Origin of the sequence: Lactococcus garvieae subsp. garvieae, from assembly GCF_029024465.1 — a bacterium.
Classification (GTDB): domain Bacteria; phylum Bacillota; class Bacilli; order Lactobacillales; family Streptococcaceae; genus Lactococcus; species Lactococcus garvieae.
Genome location: NZ_CP118950.1, coordinates 503,941 through 525,752 on the forward strand (window position 1 = coordinate 503,941; position 21,812 = coordinate 525,752).

At 39.2% G+C, this 21,812-nt stretch carries 18 protein-coding genes and 1 pseudogene; 15 read left to right on the plus strand and 4 right to left on the minus strand.

Annotated elements, in window-relative coordinates; translation table 11 throughout:
- Positions 1-44: 44 nt before the first annotated feature.
- From aroA to recD2, 4 genes are read left to right on the plus strand one after another with little or no spacing between them, the layout of a single operon-like run.
- Positions 45-1,346, plus strand: coding sequence for a 3-phosphoshikimate 1-carboxyvinyltransferase (aroA, locus tag PYW30_RS02525; RefSeq protein ID WP_004259025.1), 1,302 nt, complete (start codon positions 45-47; stop codon positions 1,344-1,346).
- Positions 1,346-1,831, plus strand: coding sequence for a shikimate kinase (locus PYW30_RS02530; protein WP_004259021.1), 486 nt, complete (start codon positions 1,346-1,348; stop codon positions 1,829-1,831). The genes aroA and PYW30_RS02530 overlap by 1 nt, the downstream gene beginning before the upstream one ends.
- Positions 1,828-2,424: a histidine phosphatase family protein gene (locus PYW30_RS02535; RefSeq protein ID WP_004259018.1), complete on the plus strand. Its 597-nt coding sequence runs from the start codon at positions 1,828-1,830 to the stop codon at positions 2,422-2,424. Before PYW30_RS02530 ends, PYW30_RS02535 begins: the two co-directional genes overlap by 4 nt.
- The gene (gene recD2 / locus PYW30_RS02540) at positions 2,421-4,859 is read left to right on the plus strand and encodes an SF1B family DNA helicase RecD2 (RefSeq protein ID WP_004259015.1); all 2,439 of its coding nucleotides are present in this window, start codon (positions 2,421-2,423) and stop codon (positions 4,857-4,859) included. The genes PYW30_RS02535 and recD2 overlap by 4 nt, the downstream gene beginning before the upstream one ends.
- A 47-nt stretch (positions 4,860-4,906) precedes the next feature.
- Here the strand turns inward: recD2 and PYW30_RS02545 are convergent, their stop codons facing one another.
- The gene (locus tag PYW30_RS02545) at positions 4,907-5,116 is read right to left on the minus strand and encodes a hypothetical protein (protein ID WP_042217241.1); all 210 of its coding nucleotides are present in this window, start codon (positions 5,114-5,116) and stop codon (positions 4,907-4,909) included.
- 397 nt (positions 5,117-5,513) lie between these two features.
- Positions 5,514-6,023, minus strand: coding sequence for an HD domain-containing protein (locus tag PYW30_RS02550; RefSeq protein ID WP_016170989.1), 510 nt, complete (start codon positions 6,021-6,023; stop codon positions 5,514-5,516).
- 150 nt (positions 6,024-6,173) lie between these two features.
- On the opposite strand from PYW30_RS02550, the gene rpsT reads away from it, so the two are divergent.
- The 4 genes from rpsT (at position 6,174) to PYW30_RS02570 (ending at position 8,765) form a co-directional block, all read left to right on the plus strand.
- On the plus strand, positions 6,174-6,407 hold the full coding sequence (rpsT, locus tag PYW30_RS02555; RefSeq protein WP_004259004.1) for a 30S ribosomal protein S20: 234 nt from the start codon (positions 6,174-6,176) through the stop codon (positions 6,405-6,407).
- 234 nt (positions 6,408-6,641) lie between these two features.
- Positions 6,642-7,301: a GyrI-like domain-containing protein gene (locus PYW30_RS02560; protein ID WP_004259001.1), complete on the plus strand. Its 660-nt coding sequence runs from the start codon at positions 6,642-6,644 to the stop codon at positions 7,299-7,301.
- A complete protein-coding gene (locus tag PYW30_RS02565; protein ID WP_004258997.1) occupies positions 7,298-7,957 on the plus strand; it encodes a uracil-DNA glycosylase in 660 nt (219 codons plus the stop codon). Before PYW30_RS02560 ends, PYW30_RS02565 begins: the two co-directional genes overlap by 4 nt.
- A gap of 103 nt (positions 7,958-8,060) precedes the next feature.
- The gene (locus PYW30_RS02570; RefSeq protein WP_004258993.1) at positions 8,061-8,765 is read left to right on the plus strand and encodes a Bax inhibitor-1/YccA family protein; all 705 of its coding nucleotides are present in this window, start codon (positions 8,061-8,063) and stop codon (positions 8,763-8,765) included.
- Between the two features lie 53 nt (positions 8,766-8,818).
- Here the strand turns inward: PYW30_RS02570 and PYW30_RS02575 are convergent, their stop codons facing one another.
- Positions 8,819-9,643, minus strand: a complete 825-nt coding sequence (locus PYW30_RS02575) for a Cof-type HAD-IIB family hydrolase (RefSeq protein WP_004258989.1) — start codon at positions 9,641-9,643, stop codon at positions 8,819-8,821.
- Between the two features lie 356 nt (positions 9,644-9,999).
- Here PYW30_RS02575 and PYW30_RS02580 point away from each other — a divergent pair, with 356 nt between their 5' ends.
- The 6 genes and pseudogenes from PYW30_RS02580 to PYW30_RS02610 all read left to right on the plus strand — a co-directional run bounded on the left by PYW30_RS02580 (position 10,000) and on the right by PYW30_RS02610 (position 17,158).
- Positions 10,000-11,421 (plus strand): NCS2 family permease, encoded by a 1,422-nt coding sequence (locus PYW30_RS02580; protein WP_042217238.1) that lies wholly within the window; start codon positions 10,000-10,002, stop codon positions 11,419-11,421.
- A 76-nt stretch (positions 11,422-11,497) separates the two neighbouring features.
- On the plus strand, positions 11,498-12,598 hold the full coding sequence (locus tag PYW30_RS02585) for a YdcF family protein (RefSeq protein ID WP_042217237.1): 1,101 nt from the start codon (positions 11,498-11,500) through the stop codon (positions 12,596-12,598).
- 75 nt (positions 12,599-12,673) lie between these two features.
- Positions 12,674-13,680, plus strand: a pseudogene (locus tag PYW30_RS10635) (competence protein CoiA).
- Entirely contained in the window at positions 13,664-15,469 is a 1,806-nt protein-coding gene (gene pepF / locus PYW30_RS02600) for an oligoendopeptidase F (RefSeq protein WP_042217234.1), read from the plus strand. Before PYW30_RS10635 ends, pepF begins: the two are co-directional and overlap by 17 nt.
- Complete coding sequence (locus tag PYW30_RS02605) at positions 15,469-16,152, plus strand: O-methyltransferase (protein WP_004258974.1); 684 nt, start codon at positions 15,469-15,471, stop codon at positions 16,150-16,152. Before pepF ends, PYW30_RS02605 begins: the two co-directional genes overlap by 1 nt.
- Before the next feature lie 97 nt (positions 16,153-16,249).
- A complete protein-coding gene (locus tag PYW30_RS02610; RefSeq protein WP_017370843.1) occupies positions 16,250-17,158 on the plus strand; it encodes a peptidyl-prolyl cis-trans isomerase in 909 nt (302 codons plus the stop codon).
- A 369-nt stretch (positions 17,159-17,527) separates the two neighbouring features.
- On the opposite strand, the gene PYW30_RS02615 is transcribed toward PYW30_RS02610, so the two are convergent.
- Positions 17,528-18,787, minus strand: a complete 1,260-nt coding sequence (locus PYW30_RS02615; RefSeq protein WP_042219922.1) for an IS110 family RNA-guided transposase — start codon at positions 18,785-18,787, stop codon at positions 17,528-17,530.
- A gap of 366 nt (positions 18,788-19,153) precedes the next feature.
- Here PYW30_RS02615 and alaS point away from each other — a divergent pair, with 366 nt between their 5' ends.
- Positions 19,154-21,772: an alanine--tRNA ligase gene (gene alaS, locus PYW30_RS02620; RefSeq protein WP_004258965.1), complete on the plus strand. Its 2,619-nt coding sequence runs from the start codon at positions 19,154-19,156 to the stop codon at positions 21,770-21,772.
- The last annotated feature ends 40 nt before the right edge of the window (positions 21,773-21,812 follow it).

Below are 21,812 nucleotides of genomic sequence, written 5' to 3' on the forward strand. Positions count from 1 at the left end.
GCTATAATAGAAGATAAATCGTAGAGAAGAAAGTTTGAATCACAATGAAACTCGAAATAAAGGCAAAATCACTCACAGGAAAACTTACTGTTCCTGGGGATAAATCAATTTCTCACCGCTCCATAATGTTTGGGGCGATTTCACATGGTCAAACGAAGGTAAAACATATTTTGCGTGCTGAGGATGTTACAGCTACGATGCAAGCCTTCCAGGCCTTGGGTGTCAAAATTGAAGATAAGGATGGGATAATCTACATCCAAGGTCAAGGTTTTGAAGGTTTACAGCCTGCGGAAAAGCCCTTGGATATGGGAAACTCAGGCACATCCATGCGTTTAATGTCAGGGATTCTTGCTGGTTTAAACTTTGAAACAAAATTGATAGGTGATGCTTCGCTCTCGCGTCGCCCGATGGATCGTATCGCGCAACCATTAAAACTAATGGGCGCAAAAATCTCTGGTCAAGGAGAAGCTTGTCTGCCACCTTTAGAAATTCAAGGGAGACAACTGCAGTCTATTCACTATCAACTGCCTGTAGCCTCTGCACAAGTGAAATCAGCTTTGATTTTTGCGGCACTCCAAACAAAGAGCAATCAAGTATCAGAAATTGTGGAAAAAGCGGTGACGCGAAACCATACCGAAGAAATGCTTCAGCAGTTTGGTGGAGAACTTACAGTATCGGGGAAGCATATCCGAATAAGAGGCGGACAAAAGTTAGAAGGCCAAGAAATCACGGTACCTGGAGACATTTCCTCAGCCGCCTTTTGGATTGTTGCTGCTTTAATCATTCCAGGAAGCAATATTGAGCTGCAAAATGTTGGGATCAATGCCACACGAACAGGAATACTTGATGTTGTGACTGCGATGGGAGGAAAAGTTGAAATTACCAATCAAACTGCAATAGCAGCGACACTCAAAATTCGGTATAGCCCATTGACAGCAACCCAGATATCGGGCGATGTGATTCCGAGGCTGATTGATGAGTTGCCGATTATTGCTCTTTTGGCTACACAAGCTGAAGGCGAAACGGTTATTGCAGATGCGGAAGAGCTTCGGGTCAAAGAAACGGACCGGATCTCAGTAGTAGCGGATATCTTAACAGCGATGGGAGCTGATGTTACACCTACAGCAGATGGGATGAGGATTAGAGGGAAGACAAACCTTCATGCACCTCATAAGGCCATCGATACGCATGGTGACCATCGTATCGGTATGATGACAGCAATTGCGGCACTTCTTGTGCAAGAAGGAGAAGTTGTTTTAGAAGGAAGTCAAGCCATTAAAACAAGTTATCCAACTTTCTTTGAGGATCTGAAAGCTTTACTTGGAACAAGTAAGGAGGAAGGATAATGGGCGTAGTGTTGATTGGGTTTATGGGGGCAGGAAAATCAACGATTGCCAGGGCGCTCGATCAGGAAAATTTTATTGACCTTGATCAAGTCATTGAAAAAGAGATTGGAATGCCCATTCTGCAATTTTTTCAGGATTATGATGAAGCCAAATTTCGACAAATTGAAAGAGAAACACTTGAGGCCGCTGTGCGCTCAGGATTTAACGTTGCCACAGGTGGCGGCATTGTTCAACTTGCAGAAAATCGTGACTGTCTGAAAAAGCTGAAAAAGGTGGTCTATCTCAAGGCAGATTTTGAAACGCTCTATAAACGTATTCTTGCCGATCAAAAGAACCAACGGCCGTTGGCTTTACAACCCCTGCAAGAGGTAGAACAATTGTTTAATCAGCGTGAAAAATTCTATGAAGAAGTTGCGGATATTATTATTGAAACCAAAGACAAAAAACCAGAAGAAATAATTAAAGAAATTCAGGAATTAAAATGAAAATCTATTTTGTAAGGCATGGTAAAACACAATGGAATCTCGAAAAAAGGCTACAAGGACAAAAGGGGGATTCGCCACTTTTGCCAGAATCCTATGAGGCGATCGCTCGGGTAAATGAAAGACTGGGGCAAATTGTCCAATTTGATAAGGTGATTTCTAGTCCGCAGCCACGTGCGGTAACGACCGCAAAATTGTTAACTGCTTTGCCAGTAAAGACAGATAACCGCCTTTCCGAATGGAATTTTGGTCAGCTGGAAGGACAATTGGTCGCAAATGCACTCTTGAAGTATCCAGATGAAATGTTTGCCTCTCGAAATGAATTGCAAAATTTTGATGGCCGTCATTTTGGAGCGGAAACAGTAGCTCATGTTTTGGCACGTTTTGATAGTTTAGCAAGTGACCTTAAAAAGCAAGAGGCTGAAAATATATTATTGGTCGGTCATGGTGCTTCAGGCACAGCGGGAATGCGACATTTGGCTGGCTTTCCACTCCAAGAGTTACGCACAGCTGGCGGCTTAGCCAATAATAGTGTCACTGTTTTAGAAACAAAAGGTCAACGTTTTGAGATGTTGCACTGGAATAAAGTGTTATGACAGAAAAAATATATTTTACCGGAACAATTGAAGCGATTTTCTTTAGTAATCCTAGTAATTTTTATAAAGTACTTTTACTAGAAGTGGATGACACCAATAGCGCTTATGAAGATTACGAAATTGTTGTAACCGGAACAATTGGGGAGCTGATAGAAGGAGACAGTTATACTTTCTATGGTAAGCTTACGACACATCCCAAATATGGGGAGCAGCTTCAAGTTGAAACTTATGAAAAAGCTGTGCCGACCAGTGCTGCTGGGCTAATCAAATACTTTTCTTCTGATAAATTTCCGGGGATTGGTAAAAAGACGGCAGAAAGAATTGTGGCTCTTTTTCCCGACGATACCGTTGACAGTATCTTAAGTAAGCCGGAAGAACTGGACAGTATCCTTCCTTTAGCAAAGAAAAATTCCTTTATCAAAAGACTGCGTGACAATCATGGTGTGGAAAAGATTTTATCAAAGCTTGCGGAATATGGTATTCCCAGTAAGCTCCAATTTCAAATTCATGAGCTTTACAAAGATCAAACTTTGGATATTATCGCCAAGAATCCATACCAGTTGGTGGAAGATATCAAAGGCATCGGCTTTAAAACAGCCGACCAAATTGCTCAAGAGTTAGGAATTGCAGCCGATAGTAGTGACCGTTTTAGAGCGGGACTGATGCATGTGGTTAAAACACAGCCTTTAATTACGGGCGACACCTATATTGAAGCGCGTGATCTTTTGCAGCAAACCATCCAGCTCTTGGAAGAAGCGCGTCAGATAGAAGTTAGCCCAGAAACTGTGGCTGAAGAAATCAACCATCTGCTTGAAGATGGTAAAATGCAACAAGAAGAAACTAAAATATTTGAAAATTCCCTTTATTTTGCTGAGCAAGGCATTAGTGAATACCTCAAAAAACTTATTGGACGCAGTACTCAGACGTTCTCAGATGAGAAAATCTTGAAAAATATTGAACAAGTAGAAACCAAGCTAGGTATTCGCTACGATAAACTGCAAAAAGAAGCTATTTTTCAAGCTTTAAATAGTCAGTTCTTCATTTTAACGGGTGGACCAGGAACAGGTAAAACCACGATTATCAACGGTTTTATCGAAACTTATGCACAACTTCATGACATTGATTTAGATCCTGGGCACTACCATGACGATGTTTTCCCCATTCTGCTGGCAGCACCAACAGGAAGAGCGAGTCGCCGGATGAATGAACTTACCGGCTTACCAGCAGCAACGCTTCATCGCCATTTAGGTTTAAATACTGATGAAGCAATGGATATGGAAAGTAATGATCTTGCGGGTTCGCTTTTGATTGTAGATGAATTTTCAATGGTAGATACCTGGTTGGCCAATAAACTTTTACAAGCCATTCCTCCTTCCATGAAGGTGCTCTTTGTAGGCGATGCGGATCAGCTGCCATCAGTTGGTCCTGGGCAAGTCTTTGCAGACTTGCTGAAGCTTCCAGAGATTCCTTCAGTTCGCTTAGATAAAATTTTCCGTCAAGGCGCTGAATCAACGATTATTGATCTTGCCCATGAAATCAAGGAAGGACATTTGCCACAAGACTTTACCAGTCGTCATCCCGATCGTTCTTATTTTGAAGCTGGACCGGGACAAGTTGCTCCTCTTGTGACACAAGTGGCAACCGCGTGGAAAAAAAGAGGAAATAATCCTTTCGAATTGCAGATTTTAGCACCGATGTATAAAGGTGTAGCTGGTATAAATACCTTAAATGGCTTATTGCAAGAATTGTTCAATCCGCTTGATGAGCGACAAGAGTTTAACTATCAGGATATTCATTTTCGTGAGGAGGACAAAGTTCTCCATTTGGTCAATGATGCAGAAAACAATGTTTTCAATGGTGACTTAGGAAGAATTGTTGAACTCATTCCAGCAAAACATACAGAAAGCAAACAAGACGAAATTGTGATGGATTTTGATGGTCAAGAAGTGAGCTATCCTCGCGCAGAATGGTATAAAATCACTTTGGCTTACGCGATGTCTATTCACAAGTCACAGGGGAGTGAGTTTTCAACAGTTGTGGTTCCAATGGTTTCTTCCTATTCAAGGATGTTGGAACGTAATCTCTTGTATACAGCTATTACGCGAGCCAAACAAAGTCTAATTCTTATTGGAGAACAAAAAGCCTTTGCCCAAGCTGTGCAAAAGGAAAGTGCCAATCGAAAAACTTTCTTGAAAGAGCGATTTACAGGGAAATCAGAGCCTGGCGAAAAACTAAAGCATACTTTGGATGCGGACAACGAAACAACCGGGCAAGTGAGTCCCCCGCGAACAGAGGAAATTTCGCTTTTTCCTGAAGAAAATGTTACGTCGACATCCTATGCGACGGAGCCTTTTTTAACAGCGGATTTGGTTAATTCTGGTGATTTTGATCCATTGATTGGGCTTACGGCAGCTGATTTTGCGATTTTTAAATAAAAAAAGACGGTTTAAAACCAGCCTTTTTTTTATTTGTATTTTTAACCTCAGAAAGTTAAATCATCAAAATCAGTGAGTTCATTTTGGAGCTTTTGTGTTAATACTGTATAAGCTACAGCATATTTTTTAGGGTAAGCATCACTTACGGACAATTCGTTTGCTTTCTCTAAAGCAGAGAACAAACCTTCCGACATATTGACATTATTTAGTATGCACAAGGCCAGATCATGCACATGTTGCTCTTTTGAAAGACTCATAATATTAAGCCCCTTTCCATAAAGTTGAATAAATGATTACGAACGATAAGCTTACTACTATTATAACATGGTAGCGGTTAAGAAAAGTTAAAATTGTTTTGATTTTTAAGGATGTAGCAGCTTTTTCTTCGTTAATACTTGAAAGGAGACTATGCCATGCCAGTGTAGCCTTTTTTACCTTTGAGCAAAGAGAAAAACCATACACAGGCGGAGGATTCGTTGTCTCCTGTACTTCCAAAAATTGTTGGAAATCTGAACCTGAAGTAGAATTTATTTCTTCATTGAGCTAACTTATGGTTAAAAAGCTGTCAGAACGTTTGAAGATCTAAAAAGATAAAAAAAGAAGCATCTAACCAATGGTTAGACGCTTCTCATGAACTATTGTTATGTTAATAGTTCAAATTGGAAGGTGACGTTTAAAGTATTTGCGCGTTTTCCATTTGAAACGTGCAGTTTCTACGCCTTCAGTCATTGCGACATAATCGTCTGCTAAGGTAACCACCCAGCTTTCTTTATAACGTGGTGGTGCGATTGTAGCCCCCCACATATGTTTGACGATACAGTCGTACTCAAGATCGGAAAGTGTAGTAATTTTTGCCGCATTACGTGCAGCGATACGAGGATGAACATAGGCATGACTTTTGTTAAATTTAGTGTCGCGCCAATCGTAGTAGAAAAGGTCATGTAAGAGACCTGCGCGGGCTGCAGATTTTGCATTCCAGCCCATCTTTTTACAAACTAAATAGCTCACATAACTTACCTTGATTGAATGAATCAAGCGTGTTGAAGTATAGTGATGTGTGATTTCATCAAGCTGTTTCAGTTCCGGCATTTCAAGAAAGTGACCAACATAACTCATAAACTCGGCATCTGTCAACCATGGATTTTCATCTAATTTCATACTCATATTATAGCACCATTCTCTAAAATGTAAATAGCGATATGCAATTTGACACAAGAAAAAAGAAAAATATTTCAATTTTCTTTTGACAAACAGTTGCTAAAAAGCTAAAAATCCTGTATAATTTATAGGTATTACAAAAATTTGGAGGAAATAATGGCTAATATCAAATCTGCAATCAAACGCGCTGAATTGAACGTTGTTGCTAACGAACGCAACTCACAACAAAAATCTGCAATGCGTACTGCAATCAAAAAATTTGAAACTGCACCAAGCGAAGACACATTCAAAGCTGCAAGCTCTGCAATCGACAAAGCTGCATCAAAAGGTCTTATCCACGCTAACAAAGCTTCACGTGACAAATCACGTTTGGCAGCTAAATTGGGCTAATTCTTAATTGCAAAAAAATATTCCTGTCTGCTGATAGGATTTTTTTTTGCTCAAAAAAGGGAGAAGTTTGGATAAAGCTGATGATAGAACGGAAACAAGTAAGATAAATGTTATAATAATGTTATTAACAATGTTGAATTTATACCTCGCGTGACAGGGATTCAACAGCGACTCAGAAAGGGGAGGAAAGTAGAAAAAAAGAAATGATTTTCTGCTTATTTTCGATATCAACTAATGACAGATTCTATAAAAGTAGACTTTAAAAAGTCCGAAAAAAAGTTTTATTTTCCTAAAAAAATTGAAGTAATCACTGTACCTGAGATGTCTTATTTGACTGTTTCCGGTCAGGGTGCGCCAGCTGGTACAGCATTCCAAGAAGCGATTGCTGCACTTTATCCTGTAGCATATGCTATTTCGATGTCCTACAAAAGAGAAGACGTGCACATTCCACATTTTTACCGCTTTGTTGTGCCGCCCTTGGAAGGTTTGTGGACAAGCCAGACAGCTCCAAAGGCCAATGAACCTCTACGTAAAGAAGAACTGATTTGGAAAATTATGATTCGGATACCAGAATTTGTAACTGAGGAAATTGTTGAGTGGGCGAAAAAAGAGACAGCATTAAAGAAAAAACAAGATTTTTCTCAAGTGAAATATGAAAAGATTAAAGATGGACTTTGTATTCAAGCCATGCACAAGGGGAGTTTTGACTCTGAAGCTGAAACTTTTACTGTGATGGAGAAGTTTGCGGTTGAAGAGGGCTACGAACTTATCCACAAAGAATTTCATCATCGTGAGATTTATCTTAGCGATTTCCGCAAAACGGCCCCAGAAAAATTAAAAACTGTATTGCGCCAGTACGCACAAGTTAAAACTAAGGAGAAGGAAGAACAATGAAAAAAACAGATTGGAGTGGCCCTTTAAGAGAACGATTGCCTCAAGAATACTTTTCAGATCTCGTTGATTTTATTAATGAAGTTTATGCTAAAGGTAATGTTTATCCACCTGAGGATAAAATATTTCGGGCGATTGAATTGACCGCCTTGTCTGATGTTAAAGTTATACTGGTTGGGCAGGATCCTTATCCACAGCCAGGAAAAGCCCAAGGGCTTAGTTTTTCCTATCCTGCTTCCTTTGTGGTGAATCGGCCAGACTCTATTGTCAATATTCGGAAAGAACTCCAAAGCGAAGGCTTTGATAAAAAGGATTCAGATTTAACACATTGGGCTGAGCAAGGGGTTTTATTGCTCAATGCTGTACTTACCGTTCCCGAGATGAAGTCTAATGCGCATAAAGGAAAAATCTGGGAACCCTTGACAGATGAGATAATAAAAATTGCTTCGGATGACGCACGCCCAAAAGTCTTTCTCTTATGGGGAGGTGATGCGCGTAAGAAAGCAAAGCTGATTGATTCTTCTAAGCATTTAGTACTCGAGTCTGCACATCCTTCGCCTCTTTCTGCCTCTCGTGGCTTCTTTGGCTCACAGCCCTTTTCGAAAGCCAATGCCTTTTTAGAAAAAACAGGACAAAAAGGGATAGATTGGTCAAAATAAGAAAATTATGAAGAAAGAACACCAAACTAGGACTCAAGTCTGATGACAGCCTTGTAAATTTTTGGTAAAATAGTCTTAAAGGTATATTAGAAAAGGAGATACTATGGAAAATCCATTTATAAATAATAATAGAAGTCAAGTATCGCTGAATCAATTTTTTGCTCGCATTTATGGGATTGTCGGGATTGGGGTTGCTGTTTCAGCACTCACATCTTTTTTAACAATAAATATTTTCTGGGATGCCGCTCAGAACTTGGTGAACCGTGCCGGTTTTGCAATGCTTATCATTTGGTTCTTACCATTGATTCTCATTTTCCCGATGCAAAATGCAGCCATGAAAAATAAGCCCACGGCTTTGCCAATGTTTATTGGTTTCTCAGTCTTGATGGGCTTCATGATGAGTTTCACAATTGCAGCATATACAGCTTCTGATGTCACTTTGGCCTTTGTTTCAACTGCTGGAATGTTCTTTGGCCTTTCAGTTTACGGCCGTACAACTAAACGTGATTTGTCAGGTATGGGACGCGCCATGATGGGAATGCTGATTGGTTTAATCATCGCAGGTGTCATTAACATCTTCTTAAGAAGTCCAATGGTCGTCTTTGTTTCCTCAATTATCAGTGTCCTCGTTTTCAGTGGACTGATTGCTTGGGATAATCAAAAGATTGAACATGTTTACCGTCAAAATAACGGTAATGTAAGTAATGGCTGGGCGATTAGCATGGCGCTATCACTCTATCTTGACTTTATCAACCTTTTCCTTTCACTCTTGAGAATCTTCGGATTTATGGGAAACAGTCGTGATTAATAAAAAAACTTCATCAATTGATGAAGCTTTTTTGTTTTTGGTTAGGGAAGTAATTACTTCAAAAAGAGTTCTTCTAATTTGTGGGCAACCCCATCCTCATCATTTGTCCACGGGAGTATTTCTGTGGCATGTGGTGTGAGGCGAGTGGAGGCATTTTTCATCGCATAGGATTCTGCCGCAAATTTAAACATTTCGATATCGTTATGTTCATCACCAAATGCGATGAGGTTTTCTTTTGGAATTTCGAGAACACGGAGAAGATGCTTGAGCCCAGAAGCTTTACTCACACCTTTGGGGACAATTTCCAATACTCCATTAGGGCCACCCCAGCCACTCACGCTGACTTTTCCGTTATAATGATCTTGGATTTGCTTGGCCAGACGAAATTTATCTTTTACTCGAGTAGAAAGGAGTACTGCATGTGGATTATCATCGAGACGATCCGCACGCAAACGATTGTAGGGATGGAACTGCTCAACACCAAAAAGTTTTGGGGGGACGTTCCGGAAGTTATTAAGGAAAAATTTACGGCGATATTCAACCGCAAAAAATTCCAAATCAAAGTTTTGTTGATGACGTAAAAAATCGAAGACAAAGGAACGATCAATATAATGACCTTTTGTGTGCTCCCAGTTACGATTGTCTGGCTTGGAAATCAAAGCACCATTGAAGTTGATCATCGGACTTTTAAGTTCTAGCTCGCGATAAATATCAACAGCCATACGGAAAGGACGACCTGTGGAAATACAGATGATATGACCTTGCTCTTCAATACGTTTAAAAATATATTTTGTATAGCGACTGATTGTACGCCCGTCGCTATGAAGCGTTGTGCCGTCAAGATCGATGGCAATTAATTTTCTCTCTTTGTTTTCCATACTTCATCCTTTAAAATATTTCTTATTTTTTATTATACCAGAAAAGCAATAAAGCTGCTTTTGGTCTATTTTTTAGAAATAGGGTACGGATTTTTCACGATTAAACAATACAAGACACGATGAAAAATAAAAGTTCCACTTTACGACAATAAGCATTAAAATGGACGAACTTTTATAAATATTTATAACACCTTAGTTCGGTATTTACGAACATAGAGGGACTTGTTTTTTTAAATGACTCGAAATTCCTTGTTTCAAACTTAAAATTTATTTATACTGAACATATATCATTTTATGACGTGTGTCACGAAAAACGAATGTGGCATACAACTTTTTATTAAAAGGAGAATTTATTCGTGAACAAGTTCTTTAAACTTGAAGAAAACGGTACTACTGTAGGCCGTGAAATTATGGCAGGTATTACTACCTTCTTTGCTATGAGCTACATCTTGTTTGTCAATCCTGATGTTTTAGGATCGACAGGGATGCCCGTTCAGGCAGTTTTCTTAGCTACTATCTTAGCTTCAATTGTGGGTTCGGTAGCTATTGGTTTAATCGCCAATGTTCCTTATGCCCTTGCACCAGGTATGGGAATTAACGCCTTCTTTGCTTATACTGTTGTTCTTTCCTTAGGCTACACTTGGCAAGAAGCTTTAGCAATGGTCTTCATTTGTGGTATTGTCAATATCATTATTACATTTACCTCCATTCGTAAAGCAATTGTCTTAGGAATTCCTGAGAGCTTACAACACGCTATTGGTGGTGGTATCGGTATTTTTATCGCTTATATTGGTATTAAAAACGCTGGTATTCTTGAATTTATTGCATCACCGGGTACTTATACCGATAACCACGGCACAATCACTGCAGACTCAACAATTGTGCCAGGTTTAGTTAAATTTGATGATCCTGGTGTCTTGATTGCTTTAGTTGGTATTTTAGTAACAATATTTTTTGTTCTCCGTAAATGGAAAGCGGGGATTCTCTTGTCAATCGCAGTAACAACTGTACTTGCACTTTTAACAGGCGTTACAAAAGTTGATATGTCTACACTTTTTGCAGACAACAATCTCGGGACAGCAATTAACGAGATGGGAACAACTTTCGGTGCTGCTTTTGGGCCTAAAGGTTTTGGTAGCTTATTTTCTGATTCATCTCGAATCATTGAAGTTTTGATGACAATTTTGGCTTTCTCATTAACCTCAATCTTTGATCCGATTGGTACATTCATTGGTACAGGTCGCAGCACAGGAATCTTTACAGATCAAGATTTTGTGGATATGGCAAACAGCAAGGGCTTCTCATCTAAAATGGATAAAGCACTCTTTGCTGACATGATTGCTACACCAATCGGTGCGATTTTCGGAACTTCAAATACAACTGTTTATGTAGAATCAGCAGCTGGGATTGGAGCCGGTGGACGTACAGGCTTGACTTCGATTGTTGTTGCTGTGATGTTTGCGATTTCAAGTCTTTTCTTACCATTACTTGCCATTGTTCCAACGCAAGCAACGGCCCCAATTTTGATTATTGTAGGTATGATGATGTTGTCATCATTCAAAGAAATCAACTGGTCTGAATTGAGTGAAGCTATTCCAGCTTTCTTTGCTTCAGTATTTATGGGTCTTGGTTACTCTATCTCATATGGTATCGCTGCTGGCTTTATCACTTATATCTTCTCTAAACTCTTTACAGGTAAGATTAAAGAAGTAAAACCAATTATTTGGGTGGTAGCCATTGCATTTGCATTAAACTTCGCAGTGCTTGCTATTCTCTAAAAACAACGCTGTAATTTATACACTATCATGAGAGAAATCCGCTTTTATAAGCGGATTTTTATGTTAAAATAAAGATATGGAGACACCACTTATTATTGCATTTTCGGTGATTAGTTTTTTAGCTTTAATCCCGACCGTCATTTTTTACACGAAGTCGCATCGTTTGAAGGATATGAGAACTTTACGTTTGGGACGACTTACTATTGGTTTTTTAGTCAGCCTTTTTGTACTGTTTAACGGTATTATGGGGATTCTTTTTTCGGCTAATTATAATTTACATTCAAACGTCATTTTAGCCATAATTATTATTGAGCTTGCCCTTTTTTTGATTCCTACTTTTATGATCAGTTTTGTCGTGCCTATCGGGATTGTAGTTTTAACGATTAAAATGTGGCGCCGTGAATCACATAGTTTGGCAAATTTAATTTTGCCGGCCATTATGTTTGTCTTTTTTCTAGTCGATTGGCTTTATATTCGAGTTTCTACTTTATCTGATGGCTGGCTTTGGCTACAGCTCTTAAGCTACGTTTATCCTGTGTTGGCCTTTTATCTTGTCTGGCAATTTATCGTTTTCTTTTTTGCCAGCTGGACATACGGACGTCGATTCCGGAAAAAATCATCAAAATATCATGTGGTACTGGGCTCTGGACTGATTAATGGCCAGTTTGTGAGTCCCCTTTTAGCTAACCGCATCCGTGCAGGAATAAAGGCTTCAAATGATGAAACGATAATGGTTTTCTCTGGTGGACAAGGAAGTGATGAACAACTTGCGGAAGCACTTGCGATGCAAAAATATGCTGTCGAAGAACTGGGCTTTCCTAAAGAACGGACCTTGGTTGAAGATCAGTCAAAAACAACGTTTGAAAACTTAAAATTTTCATCTCAATTGATTGAAAAAATGGAACAGAAAGCCGATGAAGAATTTCTCTTTTTCTCTTCGGACTATCACGTTTTCCGTGCGGCTCTCTTTACTGCTCAACAAGGATTAAATGCGCAAGGGGGAATTGGAGGAAAAACACCTTTGTACTTCCGTCTTCCAGCATTTATCCGTGAGTTTATCGCTGTGATGAACAGTCAACGACGTAAACATATCTTTTGGGTGGGCTTAATCACAGGTATCTTCATAGCATTTGCTCTCTTTATCCTTTTTATGGAGCACTTTGTACTTAACCGTTAAGATATAAAGACTCGGATTTTCCGAGTTTTTTTATTTGCTTTGTGATTTTTAGAGCTACTCCTCGTACTATTTGATATGTTAATAGCTTTGGATAAAGACGGAAAAACAATTAATCTTCTTGACAGCACTTCAATTAATGGCCCTTTTTATTGCCCCGCCTGTAAGACGGCCCTTCGTTTAAAAAAAGGGAAGATAAAAATTCCTCACTTTGCCCATGTATCCTTACAAAATTGTGACTCTTGGAGTGAAAATGAATCTGCACAACACTTAGGCTTAAAACTCAGCTTATATCAGTGGTTTAAGGAAAAAGAGAAAGTAGAGCTGGAAAAGTACGTGCCAGAGATTAAGCAAACGGCTGATTTGTTAGTGAATGATAAACTTGCTATTGAAATACAGTGCTCGCCCCTCTCTTTGCAACGCTTAGAAGAGAGAACGGTCAGTTACAAAGAAATGGGATATATTATGTACTTTGGCTTCAAGGGAAGGACTTGTGGCTTAAAAATACTCTATCTCCTTTGCAGAAAAATTTGCTTTATTATTCAGCAGAGAGAGGTTTTTATTTTTGGGAATTGGACTGGAACAGAAAGAAACTACGTTTGAAATCATTGATTTATCAAGATTTGAAAGGACGACCGATTTATCTAACGGAAGAGTTTGACTTCTTTCAAGAAAGTCTCTTAGACCTCTTACGCCAGCCCTTTCGAAAAGGAAAAAATCTGAGTTTAGATGTGCCAAAGCAAGAAGAGTTACAGTTGTTTGTTCAGAAACAATTGTATTATCAAGTGCCAAAATGGCTTAAAGTGCAAGAAAAATATTATGAACAAGGAAGAAATTTGCTGGACCTTAACTGGAAGAAGAGTTACTGGAGTCCTCCGGGCTTGAACTTGTTGACCTTTGACTTTGCCGATGATACGCGAGAAAGCTTTTTTCAAGTAGACATTTCCTTGGAAAAATATTACCACAGTTTCTACGAAAGTTTTCAGTTACAAGAACATGAAACACTGCATACACCAAGCTTCTATGCTATAATTAAAGATAAAAATAAAGTGGAAAACGGAGAATGGAATGGCAAAAAAACGTGATGAAATAGCTGAAAACTTAACTTGGGATTTGTCAACTGTATTTGAAAATGATGCCGCCTGGGAACTTGAACTTAAAAGAGTTTCGGAAAAATTAGAGACGGTAAACGCCTACGAAGGACATCTTCTAGATAGCGCTCAAAGCTTATTAGAAATCACGGAAATGGAGCTAGAAATCTCGCGTGCTGTGGAAAAGGTTTATGTCTATGCCTCAATGAAGCATGACCAAGATACGCAAGTGAGCCTTTACCAAGAATACGAAGCCAAAGCCACAAATTTATATGCCAAGTTTGGTGAAAGCTTTGCTTTTTACGAGCCGGAATTTTTAGCTTTAACGCCAGAACGTTATGAAAGTTTTAGAAGAGAAGAACCTAAACTGGAACACTATTCCCATATGTTTGAACGCCTTTTTGCTAAAAAGGAGCATATTTTAAGTCCAAAAGAGGAAAAACTTTTAGCCAGTGCGAGTGAGATTTTTGGTGCTGCGGCCGAAACCTTTGAAATTTTTGACAATGCTGATATTGAACTTCCGATGATTAAAGATGAAAAAGGACAGGAAGTACAGCTGACACATGGCAATTATATCTCGCTCATGGAAAGTAAGGAGCGTAAGGTACGAAAGGCAGCTTATCAAGCCCTTTATAGCAACTATGAACAGTATCAACACACTTATGCTAAAACGCTACAAACAAATGTAAAAGTCCATAATTTTAAGGCAAAGATGCGGGGCTACCATTCAGCTCGTCAGGCAGCTTTATCAAGTAATTTTATTCCGGAAGAAGTCTACGATAAGCTCTTAGAGTCTGTCAATAAATATTTGCCTCTTTTACATCGCTATATTAAATTGCGTGAACAGATTTTAGGCTTAGAAGACGATTTAAAGATGTATGATGTTTATACACCCTTATCGGACTTGGATTATAAGTTTAACTACCCAGAGGCAGTAGAGAAAGCCCAAGAAGTTCTTCAAATTTTGGGGCCTGAATATGCGCACCATGTAAAAAAAGCTTTTGAGGAGCGTTGGATTGATGTGGCAGAAAATAGCGGTAAACGTTCGGGTGCTTACTCAGGTGGATGCTATGATACAAATGCTTTTATGCTGTTAAACTGGCAAGAAACTTTGGATGATTTGTTCACCTTAGTACATGAAATGGGGCACAGTATGCATTCCACATTTACACGGGAAAATCAACCTTATGTTTATGGGGACTATCCAATCTTTCTTGCAGAAATTGCTTCAACAACCAATGAGAATATCTTGACTGAAAGTTTACTTGCGGCCTCGACAGATGAAAAAGTGCGTTTTGCTATTTTAAACCACTGGCTTGATGGTTTCCGTGGCACTGTTTTTCGTCAAAGTCAATTTGCTGAATTTGAACATGAAATACATAAAGCTGATCAAGAAGGAAAAGTTTTGACCAGTGAATTCATGAACCAGCTTTATGCAGAACTTAATGAAAAATACTATGGTTTACCCGCCCGGGAAAATCCTGAAATTCAGTATGAGTGGGCCCGCATTCCGCACTTCTATTACAACTATTATGTCTTCCAATATGCTACTGGCTTTGCTGCAGCAACTTATCTTGCTGAGGCTATCGTTAATGGTGGGACAGATGCGCGTGAAAAATACCTCACTTATCTCAAAGCCGGATCAAGTGATTATCCCCTGGCTGTGATTGCTCAAGCAGGTGTGGATATGGAAGAAACAACATATTTAGAATCAGCTTTTGCTGTTTTTGAAAAACGTTTAATTGAGCTAGAAAAATTAGTCGAAAAAGGAGCCCATTTATAATGGTTTTAACATACAAGAGAACAAGTAATCCGATGATGAATCGTCCCGTAGTCAAAGAGGAAATTGTTGACTTTATGCGCGAACGTCAAACGCAAATTACTGGTCCGCTAAAGGATGTTGAGACATTTGCTCATGAGAACAATATCCCAATTATACCTCATGAAACAGTAGTGTATTTCCAAATGCTTTTGGATTTGATGAAACCTCAAAGAATTTTGGAAATAGGGACGGCCATTGGTTTTTCTGCACTCATGATGGCAGAAGCAGCACCAGATGCTGAGATTATTACTATCGATCGTAACCCAGAAATGATTGCCTTGGCCAAGGAAAATCTGGCTACCTATGATGCAAGAAAACAAATCACTCTCTTAGAAGGTGATGCTGCTGATCTTTTGGCAGATTTAAAAGGAGAATTTGATTTTATCTTCATGGATTCGGCGAAATCAAAATATGTAGAGTTTCTGCCGCGTGCAATGGAGTTGCTTTCGGAAAATGGTGTCATTATTATGGATGATATTTTCCAGGGCGGGGAAATTCTCATTCCTATTATGGAAATTAAACGGACGCAGCGTGCACTTGAACGTGGACTTCGTCGTCTTTTTGATGAAGTTTTAGACAATCCTAAATACCGCGCGAGCATGGTTCCTTTAGGAGATGGAATATTAATGATTAAGAAAGTTTGACATTATAAATCAGTTTAGGTTTATTTAATGTTTTGTGTTATAATATTGTTACAAGAAACAAATGTATCAAGGGAATATACCCAACAAGGAGAAAACTTTGAAATTTAAAAAATTGAACATCTTACTCGCAACAGCTGTTGCGGCTTTAGGGCTTGTCACACTTTCAGCTTGTGGAAATAATAACTCAACTGGAGAGAATATTATCACAATGAAGGGTGACACAATCAATGTAGGGGATTTCTACAGTGAAGCTAAAACTTTTCCAAGTATGCCTGCCACATCTCTTTTACAAAATTTGACATTTTCAAAAATGTTTGAAAAAGACTTTGGTGATAAGGTTTCAGATAAAGATGTTCAAGCGAAGTTTGACGATACCAAAAAACAAATGGGTGAACAGTTTGCTGCAGCTTTGCAACAACAAGGTTTTACTGAAAAGAGTTACAAATCTTATGTCCGTCTTCAACTCTTGCAAGAATACGCCATTGAGAAAAAAATCACAGATACACAATTTACAGATGCTAACTTGAAGGCAGCTTGGGCAGATTTCCATCCAGAAGTTGAAGCGATTGTTGTTCCAGAAACAACCAAAGATGCAGCAACCAAGGCAGCAAAAGCTGCGAAATCAGATGCAGCCAAGTTTGAGAAAGACAATGCAAGCAACAAGCAAAAATTTGATTCAACAAGTACTACTATTCCAAAGGAAGTTCAAACTGCAGCCTTCAAATTGAAAAATGGTGAAGTTTCTGACGTTATTGAATCAACAAATGCTTCAACTGGAGCAACAAGCTACTATGTTGTGAAAATGATTAAAACTTCAGACAAAGGTTCAGACATGAACAAGTATAAAGATAAACTTAAAGATGTAATCAAAGCTGAAAAATTGGCAGATACAACTTATGTTGCTGGTGTAATTGGTGAATACCTTAAAGCACATAATGTCACTGTGAAAGAGGAAGCCTTCTCAACAATCTTCTCACAATTTACATCAAGTTCATCATCTAAATAAATGAATGAAATGGCTTTACAGAGAGTCGACATGTGGTGAAAGTCGATAAGTCAATGTGCTGAAAACCTCAAGGTTTTCAAATAGCAGGGAAACTGCTTTATCAAGCAAAAAAGAGACGATGGATTCATCGTGAATGAGGGTGGTACCGCGTAAGTGACGCCCCTCGTTTACGATGAATTTTTTGTTTTTATATTGTGTGATTATTCACATGAAAAAAGTAAATGAAAATTATTTTATTAGTCTAGTGGTATTAAGTCAAATGATAAGTTGCTAGATTCTGAGTAAAAATCTTGAAAAAAGACAGCACGAAAGAATCTAGTAAAATTTGGCAAATTTTACTAGGCTAGACAAGGAATTGTGCAGATAAAACTAATTATCTTCCATAAACCTCCTTGGTGGCGTATAGAGTTGGTGGTTGCGTAGTAGCACATCCACCAGACGCACAAGTTTTCTTGCGGTTAAAACGACGGCTCTTTTGTGTTTATGTTTGGGGACTTCATCTTTCTTTTTCTTGTAAAACTCTGCGTATTCCACGTTATGTCTTCGTACAGAGTTGGCGGCTTCAACTAAGTAATAGCGAAGATAACGATTGCCTCGTTTTGCAAGAGAAGTATTTTGAGATGAGGTATTGCCAGATTGTGTTTCTTTCCAATTCAAGCCAGCATATTTAGCGACTTGAGGATGGTCTTTAAAGCGTTCAATCTGTCCTATTTCAGCGATAATTCCTGCAGCGAATACCTTTCCAATACCAGGTACACTGGTCAAACATTGGTATTCAGGGATAATTTCTACCATGTCTTCAATGGCTCGATCAATTTCTTTAATCATCTTCTCTAAACTCCGTATTTCGCGAGCAAGGAGACTGAGTACAATATTGACAGAATCTTGTTGGACGAGTGATAAGCGGTAACTTCCTTTTATGGCAGCTTTTATTGCTTTTGCAAGTTTCTCAGGAGCTTTGAAGCGACCTCGCCCGAGTTTCTGGATGAGTTCCGTGAAATCTTCAAGAGGAGTATTTGCGAGTTCATCTAGCGTGTAATCTTCGGTCATGAGTGTCATAATTGTGGCAGACCAAACAGAGGTACTCAATTCTTCATTCTTTAATTCCGCAGAGAGCGTATTGCACTTGTAGTAGATGTTTTCAATGAAGTGTTGTTTTGTACGTACTAATTGTTCCACGAGCTGAAGTCGAGTTCTTGTGAGATGTTGTAGTGCCAGATACTTTTCTTCTTTAAGATAAGATCTTGTAAAGCGTTCAATGCGGAAGTAATCCGCGATGTAGAAAGCATCAAGGGTATCATTCTTGTTTTCTTCGAATGCCTCACGATATTTCTTTATTTTGGCTGGTTGTTCCACCATGACCTCGACTCCGAGCTGCTTTAACTCCGAGTCTTCGTGGAAGAACATTGCAGGATGAAAACTGTAGAGGGATGTGGCTTCCATGCCAATGACGACTCTATTAAATTCATACTTTTCGTTAAGTGAGAGTACTTGTTCTTTGATTTCAGAAGCACCAATCATATCATTGGTAAGTGAAGCAGCGTACAAGACTCCAAGTTCCGTGTCATTTGACATGATGCACACATCGAGTTTGGTAGAGCTGACGTCTAAACCGACAAAACATTTCATTTGGAAGGACCTCCTTTCATTTGATTAGGAAACTATACTTGACTACTGAGAGATTCCCCAGAACTCTGTATCCCTTCATCCTCGCTTATTAGAATACCCATCACAGCGATTACTTACCGCCTGCTCGCTACTAAGAGCAGAGTAATCACGGTGGAAACAGCTAGTGAGTTGGAAGATTTGATACAGCTCGGGTCGCAGACTTATGAAGAAGACGAAGCAACAAGGAGAGTTAGCATATTCCTTTTGAGTCCATTCCTAAGAATAATTATTCTGGGAAACGTCACAATAGTCAAGTAAAACGATAACAATTGTTAGAAAATTGGGGTGAAAAATACCCATAAAATATATTATACGAGGAGAATAGCTATGAAAAAAATGACTTCAACAGAAGTACGCCAAATGTTCCTTGATTTCTTTAAATCAAAAGGGCATTCTATCGAACCTTCACAATCTTTAGTACCGGTGAACGACCCCACTCTACTTTGGATCAACTCTGGTGTTGCGACTTTGAAACAATATTTTGACGGTTCAGTTGTGCCAGAAAATCCACGTATTACAAATGCGCAAAAATCGATTCGTACCAACGATATCGAGAATGTAGGTAAAACAGCACGTCACCATACAATGTTTGAAATGCTTGGGAATTTCTCAATCGGTGATTATTTCCGTGAAGAAGCTTTGGCTTACGCTTGGGAGATGCTCACAAGCAGTGAATATTTTGATTTTCCAGCGGAAAAACTTTATATTACTTACTACCCTGATGATAAAGATACATTCAACCGTTGGGTGGAGCTCGGTGTTGATGCAAGTCATTTAGTACCAATCGAAGACAACTTCTGGGAAATTGGCGCAGGACCTTCAGGACCAGATACCGAAATTTTCTTCGACCGTGGTGAAGCTTACGATCCTGAAAACATTGGTTTGAGACTCTTGGCTGAAGATATCGAGAACGATCGTTACATTGAAATCTACAATATTGTTTTGTCACAATTTAATGCTGATCCAGCACTTCCACGTAGCGAATACAAAGAGTTGCCACAGAAAAATATTGATACGGGAATGGGACTCGAACGCATGGTTTGTATTATCCAAGGTGGAAAAACGAACTTTGATACCGACCTTTTCCTCCCTATCATCCGTGAAATTGAACGTATTTCTGGAAAAACTTACGATCCAGATGGCGACAACATGAGCTTTAAAGTTATTGCAGACCATATCCGTGCGCTTAGCTTTGCTATCGGTGACGGTGCTTTGCCAGGAAATGAAGGACGTGGCTATGTCCTCCGTCGTCTTCTTCGTCGCGCAGTTATGCACGGTAAAAAATTAGGCATTGAAGGTAAATTCTTGGCTCAATTTGTTCCAGTTGTTGGTAAAATTATGGAGTCATACTACCCAGAAGTCCTTGAAAAACAAGACTTTATCATGCAAATTATTGATCGTGAAGAAGAAGCTTTTGGCCGTACAATTGATGGCGGAAGCAAACTCTTAGATGAATTGCTTGCCAAACTTAAAGAAGAAGGCAAGACAATGCTTGAAGGGCAAGATATCTTCCGTCTTTACGATACTTATGGTTTCCCAGTAGAGTTAACTGAAGAATTGGCTGAAGATGCTGGCTTTAAGATTGACCATGAAGGTTTCAAAGCAGCCATGAAAGAACAACAAGATCGTGCACGTGCTGCTGTCGTTAAAGGCGGTTCAATGGGCGCACAAAACGAAACGCTTCAATCCATCAAAGAAGAATCTGAATTCCTCTACGATGTTGAAAAATATGATGGCAAGCTTCTTGTGGCAGTTAAAGATGATGAAAAAGTGGATACTGTAAGCGGTGAAGCACAACTTATCTTTGATAAAACACCATTCTACGCGGAAATGGGTGGACAAGTGTCTGACCACGGTGTGATTAAAAATACTGCAGGTAAAGTCGTTGCAGAAGTTAAGGATGTTCAACATGCACCAAATGGCCAAAACCTTCATATGGTTGACATTCTCTCTACGCTTGTAGTTGGTGAAACATACACACTTGAAATTGATGCAGAACGCCGCCATGGGATCATTAAAAATCACACGGCCACTCACTTGCTCCATGCCGCATTGCACAATATTGTAGGTGAACATGCACTTCAAGCAGGTTCACTTAACGAAGTGGAGTTCCTTCGCTTTGACTTTACACACTTTGCTCCTGTAAGCAAGGAAGAATTGGCTGATATCGAACGTCAAGTGAACGAAGTGATTTGGCAATCCTTAGCAGTTGAAACAGTAGAAACTGATATTGAAACAGCTAAAGAAATGGGCGCAATGGCTCTCTTTGGCGAAAAATATGGTAAAAATGTGCGTGTCGTTAAAATTGGTGATTACTCTGTTGAACTTTGTGGTGGAACACACACAGCGACAACAAGTGAAATTGGTCTCTTCAAGATTATCAAAGAAGAAGGTATTGGATCAGGCGTACGCCGTATTGTTGCCGTAACAGGTCAAAAAGCTTATGAAGCATTTAAAGATGCTGAAAACACGCTCAATGAAGTTGCCGCAGTTGTGAAAGCACCACAAGCAGCTCAAGTTGTGCCGAAAGTAACAGCTATGCAAGAAGAACTTAAAGCGGCTCAAAAAGAAAATGACGCATTAGCAGGTAAATTAGCTGCAAGTCAATCTGATGAAGTCTTTAAAAATGTTCTCCAAGCAGCAGGCAAAAGCTATATTGCCAGTGAAGTTACAGTACCAGATGTAAATGGACTACGTAATCTTGCAGATATCTGGAAACAAAAAGAGTTGTCCGATGTCCTTGTCCTTGTGGCGAAGATTGGTGAAAAAGTGAGCCTGTTAGTGGCAAGCAAAACAGCTGAAGTTAAAGCTGGAAACTTGATCAAAGACCTTGCCCCTTACATTGATGGCCGCGGTGGTGGTAAACCTGATATGGCCATGGCAGGTGGATCTAAAGCTGCTGGAATTCCAGAACTTATCGAAAATGTAGGTTCAAAACTTTCTTAAGAATAAAATATAAAATAAAAACTTTTAGTGGCGGATTTAT